This window comes from Pseudoalteromonas sp. XMcav2-N (assembly GCF_024124545.1).
GTDB lineage: Bacteria > Pseudomonadota > Gammaproteobacteria > Enterobacterales > Alteromonadaceae > Pseudoalteromonas.
Genome location: NZ_JAMXSF010000009.1, coordinates 39,104 through 54,113, shown reverse-complemented (window position 1 = coordinate 54,113; position 15,010 = coordinate 39,104). Strand labels below are relative to the sequence as shown.

The window sequence follows — 15,010 nt, the reverse complement described above, 5'->3', positions numbered from 1 at the left end:
TGGCTCCAGATTATTGAGGTAAGATAAATTTGCGCTCGCGCTGCCATTCAGTAGGCGTAAAAGCTTTGATGCTGACGGCGTGGATAGTGCCGTCTTTAATCACTTCCATCAGAGGGGCATAGACCATTTGCTCGCGCTTAACCCGACGCAGATCTTCAAAACAGCCGCCAACTGCGATCACTTCGTAATGACTACCTTCTGATTTAACTTTGACTTCGTCAAGTTCCAGCGCTTCTTGTAGTAAAGCTTCGACTTGGTTTGTTTCCATTGGACTCACTCAAATAGGTTACTGACCTGACCTAATGCCATTAGGTTTTGTAGCTGATCAGGTACATTTTTTAACTCAAGACGTACGTCTTGCTGCTTTAATTTGCCTAAAGAGTGAATTAACCAAGCTAAGCCCGCGGTGTCAACCCTGGATACCTCAGAAAGGTCAAAATACAGGACTGACTGCGCATTTTCTAGCAACTGGTTAAGAAGCGATTCATTTGTGAGACTATCTCGGGTTAATTCCCCGATAACCGCCACTGTATCAGCGGCGGGTTTGGTAAATTGCAAATTAGGCATTGCCGTCATCACCTCGAAACTGCACGGGCAGTTTGCTTTTCTTGTCCAGTAACTCGATTACATGCTCAATACCTTGCTGACGTAAAATGCCGTGCAGCTCAGATTGCTTGGCATCCAATAGACTGATCCCTTCAGCCATCATGTCAAAGGCACGCCACTGGCCATTGCTATCGCGGCGCACTTTAAAATCGATTTTAATATCCGGCTTCCCGGCTTCCACGATCTTAGTTTTCACAATGGCAATTTTATCATCTTCCGCATCACGTGCTGGTTCAAACTCGACTTTCTGATCTGTGTATTGAGTGAATACACCCGCATAGGTTGCAACCAGATATGACTTAAACACGTCAATAAAAGTACGGATATGTTCTATCGCCTGGCGCTTCTCTTCTTTATCTTCGATATTGCGGACTTTCTGAATATGACTACCCAATACACGATAGGCGGCATATTTGTAATCGATATACGGCAGCAGCTCTTCTTCAACGATCACCCTAAGGTGCTCTTTGCTCTGCTCAATTTTAGCCTGATCTTGGGTTACACGCCTGAACGTGTTGTCTGCAACCTGTTGCACCATAGTATAAGGGTTAGTCATGTCTACTTCACTGGCAGACACTGTGCCGGCTAGTACAATCAGAAAAACACTTACGATGAATCCAAAAACTTTCGCCATCATGGTCATTACTCACTACTTTGATTGAACAGGAACTGGCCGATCAGTTCTTCCAGAACTAATGCAGACTTAGTGTCGGTGATCATGTCACCATTTTTGAGTGCCGCGCTTTCCACGCCAAATAATTCACCCAGATCGAGCTCATCGTTATTGGCCACTTCTTCGCCCAAACAGGTTTGCTTGGCAGATTTAGAAGCGATCACCGGAGAAATTCCCAGATATTGCTCGCCCAAAATACCTGAAGTCAAAATGGAAACAGACGTCGTGTCTGAGAACTGACACTCGTAATGTTTGTCAATACTCATACTCACGACAGGTACAAATTCTTGTGGATGGATACTGATCCCATCAACACGACCAATCACCACCCCGCCTACTTTAATAGGTGCACGTGTTTTAAGTGAGCCGATGTTGTCAAATTTAGCCTGCAGTGTGTAGGTTTCACTATTGCCGCTGATCCCTGCATTCGCAACTTTGAGTGCTAGCATAACAAAGGCGGCCACACCCAAGGCTACGAACAGGCCGACAAGTATTTCTATTTTCCGTGTATTCATGTTTCTACAAACCCTTAACTTGAAAACATCACTGCTGTCAGAACAAAGTCAAAGCCCAGAACAGCAAGAGAAGAATGAACCACCGTTTCTGTGGTGGCTTTACTGATCCCCTCGGACGTTGGGATACAGTCATACCCTTTGTATAGCGCAATCCAGGTCACAATGAGCGCAAATACAAAACTTTTAATCAAACCATTGACAATATCCTGCTCGAACGAAACCTGAGATTGCATAATGGACCAGAAGCTGCCTGAATCAACACCCAGCCAATCGACGCCAACTAAGTGAGCACCGAGAATGGCGATGGCCGAGAAAATCAATGCAAGTAGCGGCATACTGATGAAGCCTGCCCAGAAACGCGGTGAAATCACCCGTTTTAATGGGTCAATTGCCATCATTTCAAGACTGGATAATTGCTCAGTCGCTTTCATCAGGCCTATTTCCGCGGTCAATGCACTGCCAGCCCGACCAGCAAATAGCAATGCCGTTACCACGGGCCCGAGTTCACGTAATAAACTCAGCGCAACAAGCGGACCGAGGCTGTCTTCGGCCCCGTAATCGACGAGTACCGTATATCCTTGTAAAGCCAGTACCATGCCGATAAACAGACCCGACACCATAATAATAAGGAGCGACTGGTGGCCAACCATATACAATTGGCGAACCAGCAGAGGTCCGCCTTTTCTGAAATTGGGCATACTACACAGTGCCCCTATCAGCATTCTGGTCGCCCGGCCTAGTGAGGCAAATCGACTCAGCGTCTTATGGCCTAATTTCTGCAAAAAATCCATTAACGGCTTCCTCCTGCAAGTAACTCATCCTCATAAGGAGCTGCATCAAAGTGGAATGGTACAGGCCCATCTGAATGACCTTGCAAGAATTGTTGTACCAGAGGTGAATCATGAGCCAACATCTGCTCAGGCGTGCCACTACCGATCACACCTTGCTCGGCAATGATCACAACATGGTCGGCAATACTCAGTACCTCAGTTACATCATGCGTTACGATCAATGAGGATAACCCCAAGACTTCATTCAGCGATTTAATCAGGCGCACCAGGACTCCCATAGAAATAGGGTCCTGCCCTGCAAACGGCTCGTCATACATGATTAGTTCTGGGTCAAGTGCAATGGCTCTGGCCAACGCTGCACGGCGCGCCATACCACCCGATAACTCCGAAGGCATGAGATCACGGGCCCCACGCAAGCCGACTGCCTGTAGCTTCATCAATACCACCAAGCGAATTAGTTCTTCACTCAGTTTGGTGTGCTCTCGCAACGGGAAGGCAATATTGTCAAAAACAGACATATCCGTGAACAAGGCCCCGCTTTGGAACAACATGCTCATGCGCTTACGTGCCTGATATAATGCCTGACGAGACATAGAAGGAATGCTGTCACCAGAGAAGAGAATCTCACCGCTATCCGGCTTGAGTTGACCTCCGATCAGACGCAACATGGTGGTTTTACCGATACCACTGGGTCCCATGATTGCCGTAATTTTCCCTTTGGGAACGGAGAAACTCATGTTTTTGTAGATTGTCCTTTCACCACGAGAAAAGGTCAAATCCCTGACTTCAACTATTGACTGCGTCAAGTCGCTCTCCACATCATACTTTTTCAATTGTGGAATAATACGTTGTTTTGCTACGAGATGGAAAACCCTTAATGGTAAAATTTTGTAATTCATTCGCCACAATTATTGTGGGAAATTGACACTATTATATGCATTTGCATGACCCAAAGCCGATGACTTTATTTATACATTTGATAAGCTATTTGATACTATCAGCGCCATTGAATTTAGTAACTTGGCTTAGACTTCATGGTTTTATCGTTTGTCATTCTCATTCTTGGATTCATTGCCCTGGTTTGGAGTGCAGATCGCTTCGTGTATGGCGCAGCTGCACTGGCTAAAAACCTTGGGGTACCAACGTTAATTGTGGGTTTGACTATCGTTGCAATGGGCTCCTCAGCACCTGAAATGATGGTCGCCGCGCAAGCCGCTCTGGTTGACAAAACAGACACGGCTGTTGGCAATGCCGTGGGCTCAAATATTGCCAACATCATGATGGTGCTTGGTATCACTGCGTTATTGCGCCCGCTTGCCGTAGGTTCAGGCATTTTGAAGCGTGAAATGCCGCTACTGGTCGTCGTGTCGTTGGCAGCCTGGTTCATCATCAGTGATAACCATTTTAGCGCACTCGAAGGCTGGCTGTTGCTCATTGGTTTTTTGGCTTTTATCGGCGGCCTCATTTATATCTCAAAAGCAGGTAAAACTGACCAGGACGATCCGCTGATTTCGGAAGCCTGTGATGAAGTGCCCAACGACGTTCCCATGAGCAAAGCCTTATTCTGGCTGGTCGTCGGTATGATTCTGCTACCTGTCAGTGCCGATTACCTGGTCGATTCTGCGGTAGATATTGCAAAATATTTTGGCATGAGTGACTTACTCATCGGCCTGACAATTATCGCGATCGGAACAAGCTTACCTGAACTCGCTGCCTGTGTTGCCGGAGTCCTTAAGAATGAAGATGACCTGGTGCTTGGCAACATTATCGGTTCGAATATCTTTAATATTTTAGCGGTTTTGTCTATTGCAGGGATCCTCAATCCAGCCACGCTGGACAGTAACATCGCAAGTCGGGACATTTATGTCATGCTTGGCGCCACTGCTGCGCTGGTGCTGATGAGCCTGAGCCTGAAAGGTCGCCGGCAAATCAATCGTATTGAAGGTGGCTTGCTGCTTAGCGCGTTCGCCGGTTATATGTACTTCATTATTTAAGGAAGCAGCATGAGCACCTACAATTTTATTGGTTCCGCCAAACAAGTACTTGAGATAGAGCAACAAGCTATAGAAGAAATTACTCAATATATCGACGCACAGTTTACCGCTGCCTGTGAACTCATGCTGCAATGCCGTGGTCGTATCATTGTCGTTGGTATGGGCAAGTCAGGTCATATTGGTAATAAAATAGCAGCCACGCTTGCCAGCACCGGCACACCGGCTTTTTTTGTGCACCCGGGAGAAGCTAGCCATGGCGACTTGGGAATGATCACAGCAGATGACGTTGTGCTTCTGATCTCGAATTCCGGAGAAACCCATGAGGTACTCGCCATTGTGCCTGTGATAAAACGTATTGGCGCACAGGTCATCAGCATGACAGGGAATGCTGAATCAAGCATGGCCAAACTGGCAGATATCCACCTGTGTATTAAAGTGTCAAAAGAAGCCTGCCCGCTGGGGCTTGCGCCGACAGCCAGCACCACTGCTACTCTGGTAATGGGAGATGCGTTGGCGGTGGCGTTATTGGAGGCCCGAGGCTTTACAGCTGATGATTTTGCCTTGTCTCATCCCGGTGGCAGCCTGGGAAAACGTCTGTTGCTAACACTCGCGGATGTGATGCACACAGGTAAAGCGGTGCCCATCGTGTCGCAAGGCTGCACTATCACTGATGCCTTGTTTGAAATGTCTGGTAAAGGCCTAGGTATGACAACCATTGTCGATGACCAAGGTCAGCTCAAAGGCTTATTCACAGATGGAGACTTACGCCGAATTATTGAACAACGGCTCGATTTGCACAACACTTTAATCGAGTCTGTGATGACGAAACACTGTACCACAGTGACACAGGATATGCTGGCTGCAGAGGCACTGCATATCATGGAGAAAAAACGCATCAATGGTCTCATTGTTATTGATGAGCAAGGTTGCCCAATCGGCGCGTTAAATATGCAAGATTTACTGCGAGCAGGAGTATTGTAAATGCAGTTTTCCGACCTATATCAGCCCATTGACGACGCCATCGTTCGTAAGGCGCAGGCAATTAAACTCCTGATATGCGACATCGATGGGGTATTTTCTGATGGCCGTATTTACCTGGGTAATCAGGGAGAAGAGCTTAAAGCCTTCAACACTAAAGATGGCTTTGGAATCAAAGCACTGATCAACGCTGGCGTTGAAGTCGCAGTGATCACGGGCCGCCATTCACAGATAGTTAAGCAACGTATGACTAGCCTCAACGTTAAACATATCTATCAGGGGATGGAAGATAAGTTGCAAGGCTATGCAGAGCTGAAAGACAAGCTGCAACTTGCAGATCATGAAGTTGCATATATTGGTGATGATGCACCGGATTTACCCGTGATGCTCAAAGTCGGTTTGTCTGTTGCAGTGAATGACGCACACCCAATGGTCATCCGCCAGGCGGACTATACCACCCTGCTACCTGGCGGCTATGGTGCTGTACGTGAACTGACCGACTTGCTATTACTGTGCCAGGATAAGCCCCTGGGATATGAAGGCAGCAGTATATGACCGTGCTCCGCGTCCTGTTGCTCATTGTATTCAGTCTGACGATGCTTTGGCTGTGGTATCCTTATTTAACCCAGTCAGGACAAACAGCGCCAAAGTCTGAAGAAGTATTAGCCAAACCTGATTATGTTGCTCTCGACCTTAAGCAGACTAATTATGCTGAGAATGGCCAGCTGAGCTATCAGATCACCGCCGATAGAATGGAGCTCTATCAGGAGCTTGGCTTCAGCCACTTTACAGCGCCTATTTTTACGCTTCATAACGATCAGCAAAACTGGCAACTAAAGGCCAATGAAGCCACATTATATGGTAATAACACACTCATATTAGAAGGCCAGGTACAAGCAACAAATCTGACCGACAACGCAATGATAAAGCACATCAATGCGGATCATGTGCAAGTCGATATTAGCGAAAAGCATATGCGTTCCGAACACCCGGTTGAAATTACCGGGCCTAACTTAACCATTTCGGGCAAGGGGTTGATTGCCGATCTCAATACCGAAATCATTGAACTCATCAACCACACTAAAACGATTTATTATGAGCAATAAATTAACTTATTCCCTGATCCTACTGTGTACATTAAGTGCATTTCAACCCAGCGCTTATGCAGAAGAAAAGGTAGTCGATCAGGTCATTATCAGCTCGGGTACTCAGCTGGCACAATTACAAACCAACATTGGTGTATTCGAAGAAAACGTTGAAATCATCCATGGCGACAGGACAATTTTGGCAGATCGCCTCGAGGTCCACCGCAGAGAAGAGCTGGGAAAAAACAAACAACTACTGGTCGCTACAGGTAACCCGGCGGTATTTCAAGAGCGCCAGGCTGATGGTTCGTTACTAAAAGCAACCGCCAAAGAAGTGCGTTATGACGTGGCAAATCGTATGCTGACCATCAAAGGGGGTGCAGAAATAAGCCAGGCAGGCCAGAAAATCAGCGCACAAACCATAGTCTATGATATGGAGAAAAAGCTGATCAGCGCACAACGGGGTGAACAAGAGAAAAATCGTGTAAGAACCATTCTTTTGCCCGAAAAAGAGAGCAGTAAGAATGCACAAAAGAAGGGTAATCCGTGAGTAAGTTAACAGCAACTGCCCTGGCCAAGAGCTACAAGGGCAGACAAGTTGTCAAAAACGTCGAATTGAGCGTTGAGGCAGGCAGCATTGTTGGCCTGCTTGGCCCTAATGGTGCGGGTAAAACCACGACTTTCTATATGATCGTAGGTTTAGTGCCGAGTGACAAAGGCAGCATTCATATTGATGATCAAGATATCACTTTACTCCCAATGCACAGCCGAGCACGCCTGGGCATAGGTTATTTGCCACAAGAATCCTCGATTTTCCGTAAACTCACAGTGTATCAAAATTTGATGGCGATTCTGGAAACCCGAAAAGCACTCAGTAAAGAGCAAAGAGAAGTTATCCTCAACGAGTTATTAGATGAGTTTAATATTCAGCATATCCGTGACAGCCAGGGCATGGCATTGTCGGGCGGTGAACGGCGTCGGGTAGAAATTGCACGCGCGCTTGCGGCAGATCCAAAATTTATCTTATTGGATGAGCCTTTCGCTGGTGTTGATCCCATTTCAGTGTTAGATATAAAGAAAATTATTGAACACCTAAAAAACCGCGGTATCGGCGTATTGATTACAGACCACAATGTGCGTGAAACGCTGGACGTCTGTGAGAAAGCTTATATAGTGTCACATGGTGAACTGATAGCAGCAGGCACCCCGGAGCATGTTCTGGCCGATCAAACCGTACGGGATGTCTACCTAGGTGAGCAATTCAGGCTATAGTTATAAGATTAGAAGTAAATAACAAAAAGGATTGTTAGAGATACATGAGGCAATCGCTACAGCTGCGCATGGGGCAGCAACTGACAATGACACCACAGCTGCAACAGGCTATTCGTCTGTTACAGTTGAGTACGCTAGATCTCCAACAAGAAATCCAAGAAGCGCTTGATAGCAATCCTTTGTTGGAAGTGGAAGAGGGTGAGTCTGAATCACACGATAATGAAACACAGTCCAAATCGGATACTGAGTTAGATCAACACGCAACCAATGATAGTGACAGCTTTGAGGACTCGGCTGTCAGTGACTATGAGCAAGACAGCGACGCTGCATTAAACAAAGACACCGTCAGTGACGATCTGGCAATGGACGTCACCTGGGATGAGTACATCAGTGCCGCCCCGGCAAGCAGCTCTGGCCCTATGCCAGAAGATGAAACCATCTATCAGGGAAAAACCACTGAGACGCTGCAAGAATACATGATGTGGCAACTGGAGCTCACGCCCTTTAGCCCAACTGACAGAGCCATTGCTCTGGCAATCGTCGAAGCCGTTGACGACGCTGGTTTATTAACTATCAGCTGCGAAGACATTGTTGAGAGTATGAATCATGACAATGACGACGAACAAATCGAATTGGATGAAGTCGAAGCCGTACTGAAACGAGTTCAATTATTTGATCCCGTTGGTATTGCAGCCCGCAGCTTGCAGGAATGTTTGTGTATCCAGCTCAATCAGTTTGATCCAGCCACTCCGTGGTTAACCCAAACCAAAGAGATTCTGACGGAACATATCGATCTACTCGCAAGTCGTGACTACCGAACTTTGATGAAAAAGACTAAGCTCAAAGAAGCTGAGCTTAAAGAAGTCATGACCCTGATCCACAGTCTTAACCCCAAGCCTGCCGCCAGTATAGTGCAAGAAGAAGCAGACTATGTGATACCGGATGTCTCGGTGAAAAAAGTGAAAGGCCGCTGGGTTGTTGAACTCAACCCGGACTCTATGCCGAAGATAAGAGTAAACGATCACTATGCTGCTATGTCTCGTTCAGTCAAGTCGAGCACCGACAGTCAGTTTATCCGCTCGCACTTGCAAGAGGCAAAATGGTTTATTAAAAGTCTCGAAAGCCGCAATGAAACTTTATTGAAAGTTACCAATTGCATTGTGCAACAACAACAGGCATTCTTTGAACATGGCCCCGAGGCAATGAAACCTATGGTACTCAATGATGTGGCCGAAATGGTCGACATGCATGAGTCCACAATTTCACGTGTAACAACGCAAAAGTATATGCACACGCCGCGCGGTATTTATGAGTTGAAGTATTTCTTCTCAAGCCATGTCAGCACTGAAAACGGAGGAGAATGCTCTTCGACTGCAATCAGAGCATTGATCAAAAAGTTAATTGCCGCAGAAAATACAGCTAAGCCATTAAGTGACAGCAAAATCGCGGACGTATTGGCAGATCAAGGGATCAAAGTGGCTAGACGTACAATTGCCAAATACCGAGAGTCTTTGGCTATCCCACCGTCGAATCAGCGTAAGAGCTTGATTTAGACGTAACTACAGAAGGAAAATGCTTATGCAACTAAATTTAACTGGTCGACATGTAGAAATCACCGATTCGTTAAGAGACTATGTAACAAACAAGTTTGCGAAGCTAGAAAGGCACTTTGATCACATCAACAATGTGCATGTAATCCTAGATGTCGAAAAGCTCATCCAAAAAGCAGAAGCCACATTACATGTGAACGGAGGGGAGATTTTCGCCTCGACCGAACACCGGGATATGTATGCCGCAATAGACGGACTCATCGATAAGCTTGATCGTCAGGTGATCAAGCACAAAGAGAAGCTAACTCGACACTAATCATGAAACTAAGCTCATTGATTTCACAGGACTGCAGCAAAGCTGCGGTCCTTTTTAATAGCAAAAAACGTATTTTAGAATACATCAGCGAGTTGGCACATAGTCAGCTGCCAGACAGCAATGCCCATGATATTCTGGATTCACTTCTCAGTAGAGAAAAACTTGGCAGTACAGGTATAGGCAAAGGGATTGCACTACCCCACGGCCGCCTTCCGGGGATCGATAAAGTCGTCGCTATGCTCCTCGTTAATCAACAAGGTATTGCTTTTGACGCCATCGACAATCAACCCGTCGACATTTTTGTGGCACTCATCGTACCTGAAGGAGAAAATCAACAACATTTGCAGACCTTGGCAACAATCGCTGATAAACTTAAAAACAAGGTGTTTTGTAAACGTATCAGACAAGCTCACGATGATCAGGAGTTATTCTCGATAATTGAAGAGTTTGACAACTAACGGAGAGTTTTTGTGCAGCTAATTATTGTCAGTGGTCGTTCTGGCTCGGGAAAATCGGTCGCTTTGCGTGTACTGGAAGACCTTGGTTACTACTGCGCCGATAATATCCCTGTTAACCTTCTGCCCGCGTTAGTGCGCAGTGTATCCGACAGCTACGATAAAATTGCCGTCAGTATTGATGTGCGCAACCTGCCAAAAGATCAGCAAGAACTCGACGATATTCTGGAGTATTTACCAGGATTTGCTGAGCCGAATATTTTTTACCTGGATAGTGAAGATCAAATCCTGATCCGCCGCTTCTCCGAAACACGCCGTCTGCACCCACTGTCATTAGCGGATCTATCGCTGGACAAAGCAATCAAAAAAGAAAAAGAGCTGCTGGATCCATTGATCCGTCGCGCTAATATTACAATCGATACAACGGACATGAGCATTCATCAGCTCGCAGAGCAGATCCGTGAGAAGATACTGGGTAAAAAAGACAAGCAATTAATTATTACGTTCGAATCATTTGGTTTTAAGCATGGTATCCCAAAAGAAGCTGATTATGTTTTTGATGCCCGCTTTCTCCCTAACCCTCACTGGGAGCCAGAACTTAAGCCTTTGACTGGGCTAGATAAGCCTGTCATTGACTATCTAGCAAGCCATAGTCTGGTGCAAAAGTTCACCTGGCAAATACAAACTTTTGTGCAAACCTGGCTACCACACCTTGAGCGTAACAACCGCAGTTACCTGACAATTTCGATTGGTTGTACTGGCGGTCAGCATCGCTCTGTTTACCTGGCTCAAACGTTGGGTGAACGCTTTGCCCGCACACATAGCAACGTGAAAATCCATCACCGCGAACAAGAAAAATGACACAACGCTTTGAAGATACCTTTTTGATCCAAAATAAATTGGGCCTGCATGCCCGTGCAGCCAGTGTTCTGGCTGAGCTTTCGGCTCAGTTCGACGCCAATATCACGCTCTTTCAGGGAGACAAAGCGGCTGAGGGCGACAGCGTGTTGGCGCTACTGCTGCTGGAAAGCAGTCAGGGTAAGGAAGTCAAAGTCGTATGTGAAGGGCCTGATGCCGAGCAAGCTTTAAGTGCAATTGGTAATCTGATAGACGATAAATTTAACGAATCCGAGTAGCTCCCTTCCCCTTTTTACGCAGCCACCAGCTGTGCCATAGCAAGGCTATTTGCATCACTTAATGCTGCTTTTTAGTTATACTAATTGATATTAAAACAGCTATAATTATCATAAGCCTATAATCGGCGCGCTTTACAATCATGACAAGCTTAATTGTCGACTATCCAATCTGGGACGCCTATGCCTGAAGTTTTTGAACAAGACTACACACTGGAGCTATTACAGCAAGTTACCAATGCCCTCAACAGTGGTCAGTTTGTTCAAGTCAGGCGCACATTAGCCGAAATTCCGCCCTGTGACACCGCATTACTCCTTGAGTCCTCTCCGCATAAGGTCAGAACTCTGCTTTGGCAGTTGGTTGACCCGGATATTCAGGGTGACGTGCTAGAGGAGCTGTCAGAAGACGTACGACTCAGCATCATCGCCAAGATGGAGCCTGAGCTCATTGCTGCGGCAACCGAGGACATGGACGATGACGACCTGGGTGAGGTCCTGAGAAGCCTGCCAGACCCTGTTTATCAGGATGTTATCGGTGCTATGGACTCGCAAGACAGAGCCCGAGCGACACAGGCGCTGTCTTATGTAGAGCACTCCGCCGGCGCCCTGATGAACACAGATACGGTGACCATTCGCCCGGATGTATCTTTGGACGTTGTCTTGCGTTACTTGCGCCTTAAAGGCGACCTGCCTGCTGGTACGGATGATCTGTACGTCGTTGACAAAGACAATTGCTTTTTGGGTTCTCTTTCTATCAGTATGTTACTCACCAGCCAGCCTGATAAGCTCGTCAAGGAGCTTATGAATGATGAGCGTGAGACCATTCCCATTTCCATGGATGAAAGCGATGTCGCTCAGTTGTTTGAGCGCCACAACTGGATCTCAGCCCCGGTAGTCGACGATAACGCACATCTGCTGGGCCGTATCACCATCGATGACATCGTTGATGTCATTCGTGAAGATGCAGAACACAGCCTGATGAGTATGGCTGGTCTTGATGACGAGGAAGATACCTTTGCACCAGTGTGGAAAAGTAGCCGGCGCCGCTCCATCTGGTTAGGGATTAACCTGCTTACTGCACTGATGGCCGCTTTTGTTGCCAGCTTTTTTGAAGGCACCTTAGATATTTTACCGATCCTGGCTGTCTTAAATGGCATAGTGCCAAGTATGGGTGGGGTTGCAGGTAGTCAGACACTGACTCTGGTTATTCGGGGCATTGCACTTGGCCATGTGAATGCCACTAACCAACGCTTTCTGCTCGGAAAAGAATTAGCCATTGGCGCATTAAATGGCCTGCTATGGTCACTGCTCATAGCAGGCGTGATTGCACTGTGGCAATGGGATTTTGTACTCGGTGGCGTGATCGCCTTTGCGATGTTTATGAACCTGGTCGCTGCAGGCATCGCCGGAGCCAGCATCCCTTTGATCCTGAAAAGGATGAATATAGACCCTGCTCTGGCAGGCAGTGTGGTGCTAACGACGGTCACCGACATAGTAGGCATTTTCGCCTTTCTGGGCACCGCGACCTGGCTGCTGGTTTAAGCAGCCAGATATCAGGTAAGCATGTTACTGACCAGCAATTTGCATGCTTTCAATAAGCACTGAACCCGTTTGTACTGCACCTCGGGTTTCAATGTCTCCACCAATGGCTTTGACAGACTTAAACATCTCTTTGAGATTGCCGGCAATGGTGATCTCACTGACCGGATATTGGATCTCGCCATTTTCTACCCAAAAACCCGCTGCACCACGCGAATAATCTCCTGTGACTGTGTTTACGCCTTGCCCCATCAACTCTGTCACTAACAAGCCGCGTCCCATGGTGCGTAGTAAAGCAGCCAGATCCGGTTCCGTTGCTTGTACCAGCCAGTTGTGGATCCCCCCGGCATGACCGGTGCTGCGCATACCTAAACGTCTGGCGGCATAGCTGGGCAACAGGTACGTCTCCAGCACGCCGTCTTTGATAATATCGCGCTCAACCGTACGCACGCCTTCCGCATCAAACGGACTGGATGCTAAAGCCTGCAGCATGTGCGGTTGTTCCTTGATTGAAACACAGGGGTCAAACACCTCGCTCCCCAGACTATCCAGCAAGAAACTCGACTTTCGATATAAGGCACCACCGCCAATTGCCGATACCAAATGACCAAACAGGCTGTTAGCAATGTCCGCACGAAACACCACAGGCACCCGCATCGTATCCAGCTTACGGCTATTTAACTTTGCCAGTGTTGACTCCGCCGCTTCCACCCCCACAGCTGTGGCATCGCGCAGCTGAGTATGCAAGCGTGAGATAGAATAGGCGTTGTCACGTTGCATAACGCCATTTTCTTCCCCAATCACCATAGTGCTTAATGTATGCCGGGTACGCGGGAAACCAGCCAAAAACCCGTGGCTATTGCCATAGACACGTAAGCCCTGATGGCTGGCCACACTGGCACCATCTGAATTAACGATACGTGGGTCAAAATTTAATGCGGCCTGCTCGGCTTCAAGACATCGCTTTACGCCTTCTTCCGGGGTTAGAGTCCAGGGATGAAAGAGATCCAAATCAGGCACTTGTGTTGGCATAAGATCCGCATCAGCCACACCGTTGCACGGATCGTCGGAGGTAAACCTGGCGATTTCAACGGCTTTTTCCACAACAGAGCGTAAGGCATCAGGGCCCAGATCGGCAGTCGATGCCGAGCCTTTGTGTTGACCCACATACACACTCAGGCCCAGACCACCATCTTGATTAAATTCAATCGTTTCAACTTCACCCATACGGGTGCTAACGGACAAACCCGAAGTTCGACTCATCGACGCCTCAGCGGAGGTCGCGCCAAGTTGCTTTGCGTAGTCAAGGACATCGAACACGGCTTGTTTCACTTCATCAATCTGCGTCCAAATGGGATCTTGCTGCTGGCTCATGTTTTTCTTCCACAAATCATAGTACTTCCTTAATCCTAACACAGCCCGCGCCATTACGCTGTGACTCGCACAAAGATTCTGATTTCCAGGCAAGCGTATTGCGTGCATATAGCTGGTGCAATCGCAGACGTTACTGCTTTTCTTACTTCTGGTATAATCAGGTCATTAATAACTTGATTAAGTGCGATACCATGGCCAAAAAACCGACTCAAGAGCCAGAAGAAGAGATCATTTACGTCTCAAAAAGCGAGCTAAAACGCGATGCGCAGCAGTACCATCAGCTAGGTGTTGATATCGCCCAGTTAGGCAAGAAGCAAAGAGAGAAGATCCCGCTCACCCCTGAACTGGTTGCAGCTATGGATCTGGCCGACAAGCTACGCGGTAAACATGATGCTTACCGCCGTCACCTGAACTTCATCGCCAAACAATTGCGTACCACCAGCAATGTAGATGAATTACAGCAAAGCCTGGATCTGATATTGAACAGGAATAATCAGGCCGATGTCTTGCTCAATCAGGTCGAAAACCTCAGAGATGAGCTGATCGCCAAAGGTGATGACAAGATCAACGCCCTACTTGATGAACACCCGACACTGGAGCGCCAAAAGCTGAGACAGCTGGTACGTCAGGCAAAGAAAGAGCAACAGGCAGAAAAACCGGGGAAAGGTTATAAAGAGCTGTTTCAGTTGCTTAAAGAATTGATCTTGCCATAACAGCCTTGGCTATATA

General features: G+C 47.3%; 20 protein-coding genes. 13 read left to right on the top strand and 7 right to left on the bottom strand.

From position 1 onward, the window contains the following. Positions 1–10: 10 nt before the first annotated feature. The 6 genes from NH568_RS13215 to NH568_RS13190 are packed head-to-tail and all read right to left on the bottom strand — an operon-like array spanning position 11 to position 3,391. Positions 11–268 (bottom strand): BolA family protein, encoded by a 258-nt coding sequence (locus NH568_RS13215; protein WP_010386610.1) that lies wholly within the window; start codon positions 266–268, stop codon positions 11–13. Between the two features lie 5 nt (positions 269–273). After that, a complete protein-coding gene (locus tag NH568_RS13210) occupies positions 274–567 on the bottom strand; it encodes an STAS domain-containing protein (RefSeq protein ID WP_253048071.1) in 294 nt (97 codons plus the stop codon). Next, a complete protein-coding gene (locus NH568_RS13205) occupies positions 560–1,240 on the bottom strand; it encodes an ABC transporter substrate-binding protein (RefSeq protein WP_253048209.1) in 681 nt (226 codons plus the stop codon). Before NH568_RS13205 ends, NH568_RS13210 begins: the two co-directional genes overlap by 8 nt. Before the next feature lie 8 nt (positions 1,241–1,248). Next, the gene (mlaD, locus tag NH568_RS13200) at positions 1,249–1,794 is read right to left on the bottom strand and encodes an outer membrane lipid asymmetry maintenance protein MlaD (RefSeq protein WP_253048070.1); all 546 of its coding nucleotides are present in this window, start codon (positions 1,792–1,794) and stop codon (positions 1,249–1,251) included. A gap of 14 nt (positions 1,795–1,808) precedes the next feature. Next, entirely contained in the window at positions 1,809–2,585 is a 777-nt protein-coding gene (gene mlaE / locus NH568_RS13195) for a lipid asymmetry maintenance ABC transporter permease subunit MlaE (RefSeq protein WP_253048069.1), read from the bottom strand. Beyond that, the gene (locus NH568_RS13190) at positions 2,585–3,391 is read right to left on the bottom strand and encodes an ATP-binding cassette domain-containing protein (RefSeq protein WP_253048068.1); all 807 of its coding nucleotides are present in this window, start codon (positions 3,389–3,391) and stop codon (positions 2,585–2,587) included. Before NH568_RS13190 ends, mlaE begins: the two co-directional genes overlap by 1 nt. A 228-nt stretch (positions 3,392–3,619) precedes the next feature. On the opposite strand from NH568_RS13190, the gene NH568_RS13185 reads away from it, so the two are divergent. The 12 genes from NH568_RS13185 to mgtE all read left to right on the top strand — a co-directional run bounded on the left by NH568_RS13185 (position 3,620) and on the right by mgtE (position 12,910). Beyond that, a complete protein-coding gene (locus tag NH568_RS13185; RefSeq protein ID WP_253048067.1) occupies positions 3,620–4,579 on the top strand; it encodes a calcium/sodium antiporter in 960 nt (319 codons plus the stop codon). Between the two features lie 9 nt (positions 4,580–4,588). Next, positions 4,589–5,560 (top strand): KpsF/GutQ family sugar-phosphate isomerase, encoded by a 972-nt coding sequence (locus NH568_RS13180; protein WP_253048066.1) that lies wholly within the window; start codon positions 4,589–4,591, stop codon positions 5,558–5,560. Further along, positions 5,561–6,112 (top strand): 3-deoxy-manno-octulosonate-8-phosphatase KdsC, encoded by a 552-nt coding sequence (gene kdsC, locus NH568_RS13175; RefSeq protein WP_253048065.1) that lies wholly within the window; start codon positions 5,561–5,563, stop codon positions 6,110–6,112. Beyond that, positions 6,109–6,663, top strand: a complete 555-nt coding sequence (lptC, locus tag NH568_RS13170; protein WP_253048064.1) for an LPS export ABC transporter periplasmic protein LptC — start codon at positions 6,109–6,111, stop codon at positions 6,661–6,663. The genes kdsC and lptC overlap by 4 nt, the downstream gene beginning before the upstream one ends. Further along, entirely contained in the window at positions 6,653–7,192 is a 540-nt protein-coding gene (gene lptA, locus NH568_RS13165) for a lipopolysaccharide transport periplasmic protein LptA (RefSeq protein ID WP_253048063.1), read from the top strand. Before lptC ends, lptA begins: the two co-directional genes overlap by 11 nt. Then, on the top strand, positions 7,189–7,914 hold the full coding sequence (gene lptB, locus NH568_RS13160; RefSeq protein WP_253048062.1) for an LPS export ABC transporter ATP-binding protein: 726 nt from the start codon (positions 7,189–7,191) through the stop codon (positions 7,912–7,914). The genes lptA and lptB overlap by 4 nt, the downstream gene beginning before the upstream one ends. A 44-nt stretch (positions 7,915–7,958) precedes the next feature. Continuing rightward, complete coding sequence (locus NH568_RS13155; RefSeq protein ID WP_253048061.1) at positions 7,959–9,467, top strand: RNA polymerase factor sigma-54; 1,509 nt, start codon at positions 7,959–7,961, stop codon at positions 9,465–9,467. Positions 9,468–9,492: 25 nt separating this feature from the next. Continuing rightward, positions 9,493–9,780, top strand: coding sequence for a ribosome hibernation promoting factor (gene hpf / locus NH568_RS13150; RefSeq protein ID WP_010386630.1), 288 nt, complete (start codon positions 9,493–9,495; stop codon positions 9,778–9,780). 2 nt (positions 9,781–9,782) lie between these two features. Beyond that, complete coding sequence (locus NH568_RS13145; protein ID WP_138546511.1) at positions 9,783–10,238, top strand: PTS sugar transporter subunit IIA; 456 nt, start codon at positions 9,783–9,785, stop codon at positions 10,236–10,238. Positions 10,239–10,250: 12 nt separating this feature from the next. Next, entirely contained in the window at positions 10,251–11,096 is an 846-nt protein-coding gene (gene rapZ, locus NH568_RS13140; RefSeq protein WP_138546510.1) for an RNase adapter RapZ, read from the top strand. Further along, positions 11,093–11,371 carry an HPr family phosphocarrier protein gene (locus NH568_RS13135; protein WP_253048060.1) on the top strand — a complete coding sequence of 93 codons (279 nt, stop codon included), beginning with the start codon at positions 11,093–11,095 and terminating at the stop codon, positions 11,369–11,371. The genes rapZ and NH568_RS13135 overlap by 4 nt, the downstream gene beginning before the upstream one ends. 180 nt (positions 11,372–11,551) lie before the next feature. Next, a complete protein-coding gene (gene mgtE, locus NH568_RS13130; protein ID WP_138546508.1) occupies positions 11,552–12,910 on the top strand; it encodes a magnesium transporter in 1,359 nt (452 codons plus the stop codon). 24 nt (positions 12,911–12,934) lie between these two features. Here the strand turns inward: mgtE and pmbA are convergent, their stop codons facing one another. Continuing rightward, entirely contained in the window at positions 12,935–14,281 is a 1,347-nt protein-coding gene (gene pmbA / locus NH568_RS13125; RefSeq protein WP_253048059.1) for a metalloprotease PmbA, read from the bottom strand. A 191-nt stretch (positions 14,282–14,472) separates the two neighbouring features. Here pmbA and yjgA point away from each other — a divergent pair, with 191 nt between their 5' ends. Beyond that, positions 14,473–14,994, top strand: coding sequence for a ribosome biogenesis factor YjgA (yjgA, locus tag NH568_RS13120; RefSeq protein WP_253048058.1), 522 nt, complete (start codon positions 14,473–14,475; stop codon positions 14,992–14,994). The last annotated feature ends 16 nt before the right edge of the window (positions 14,995–15,010 follow it).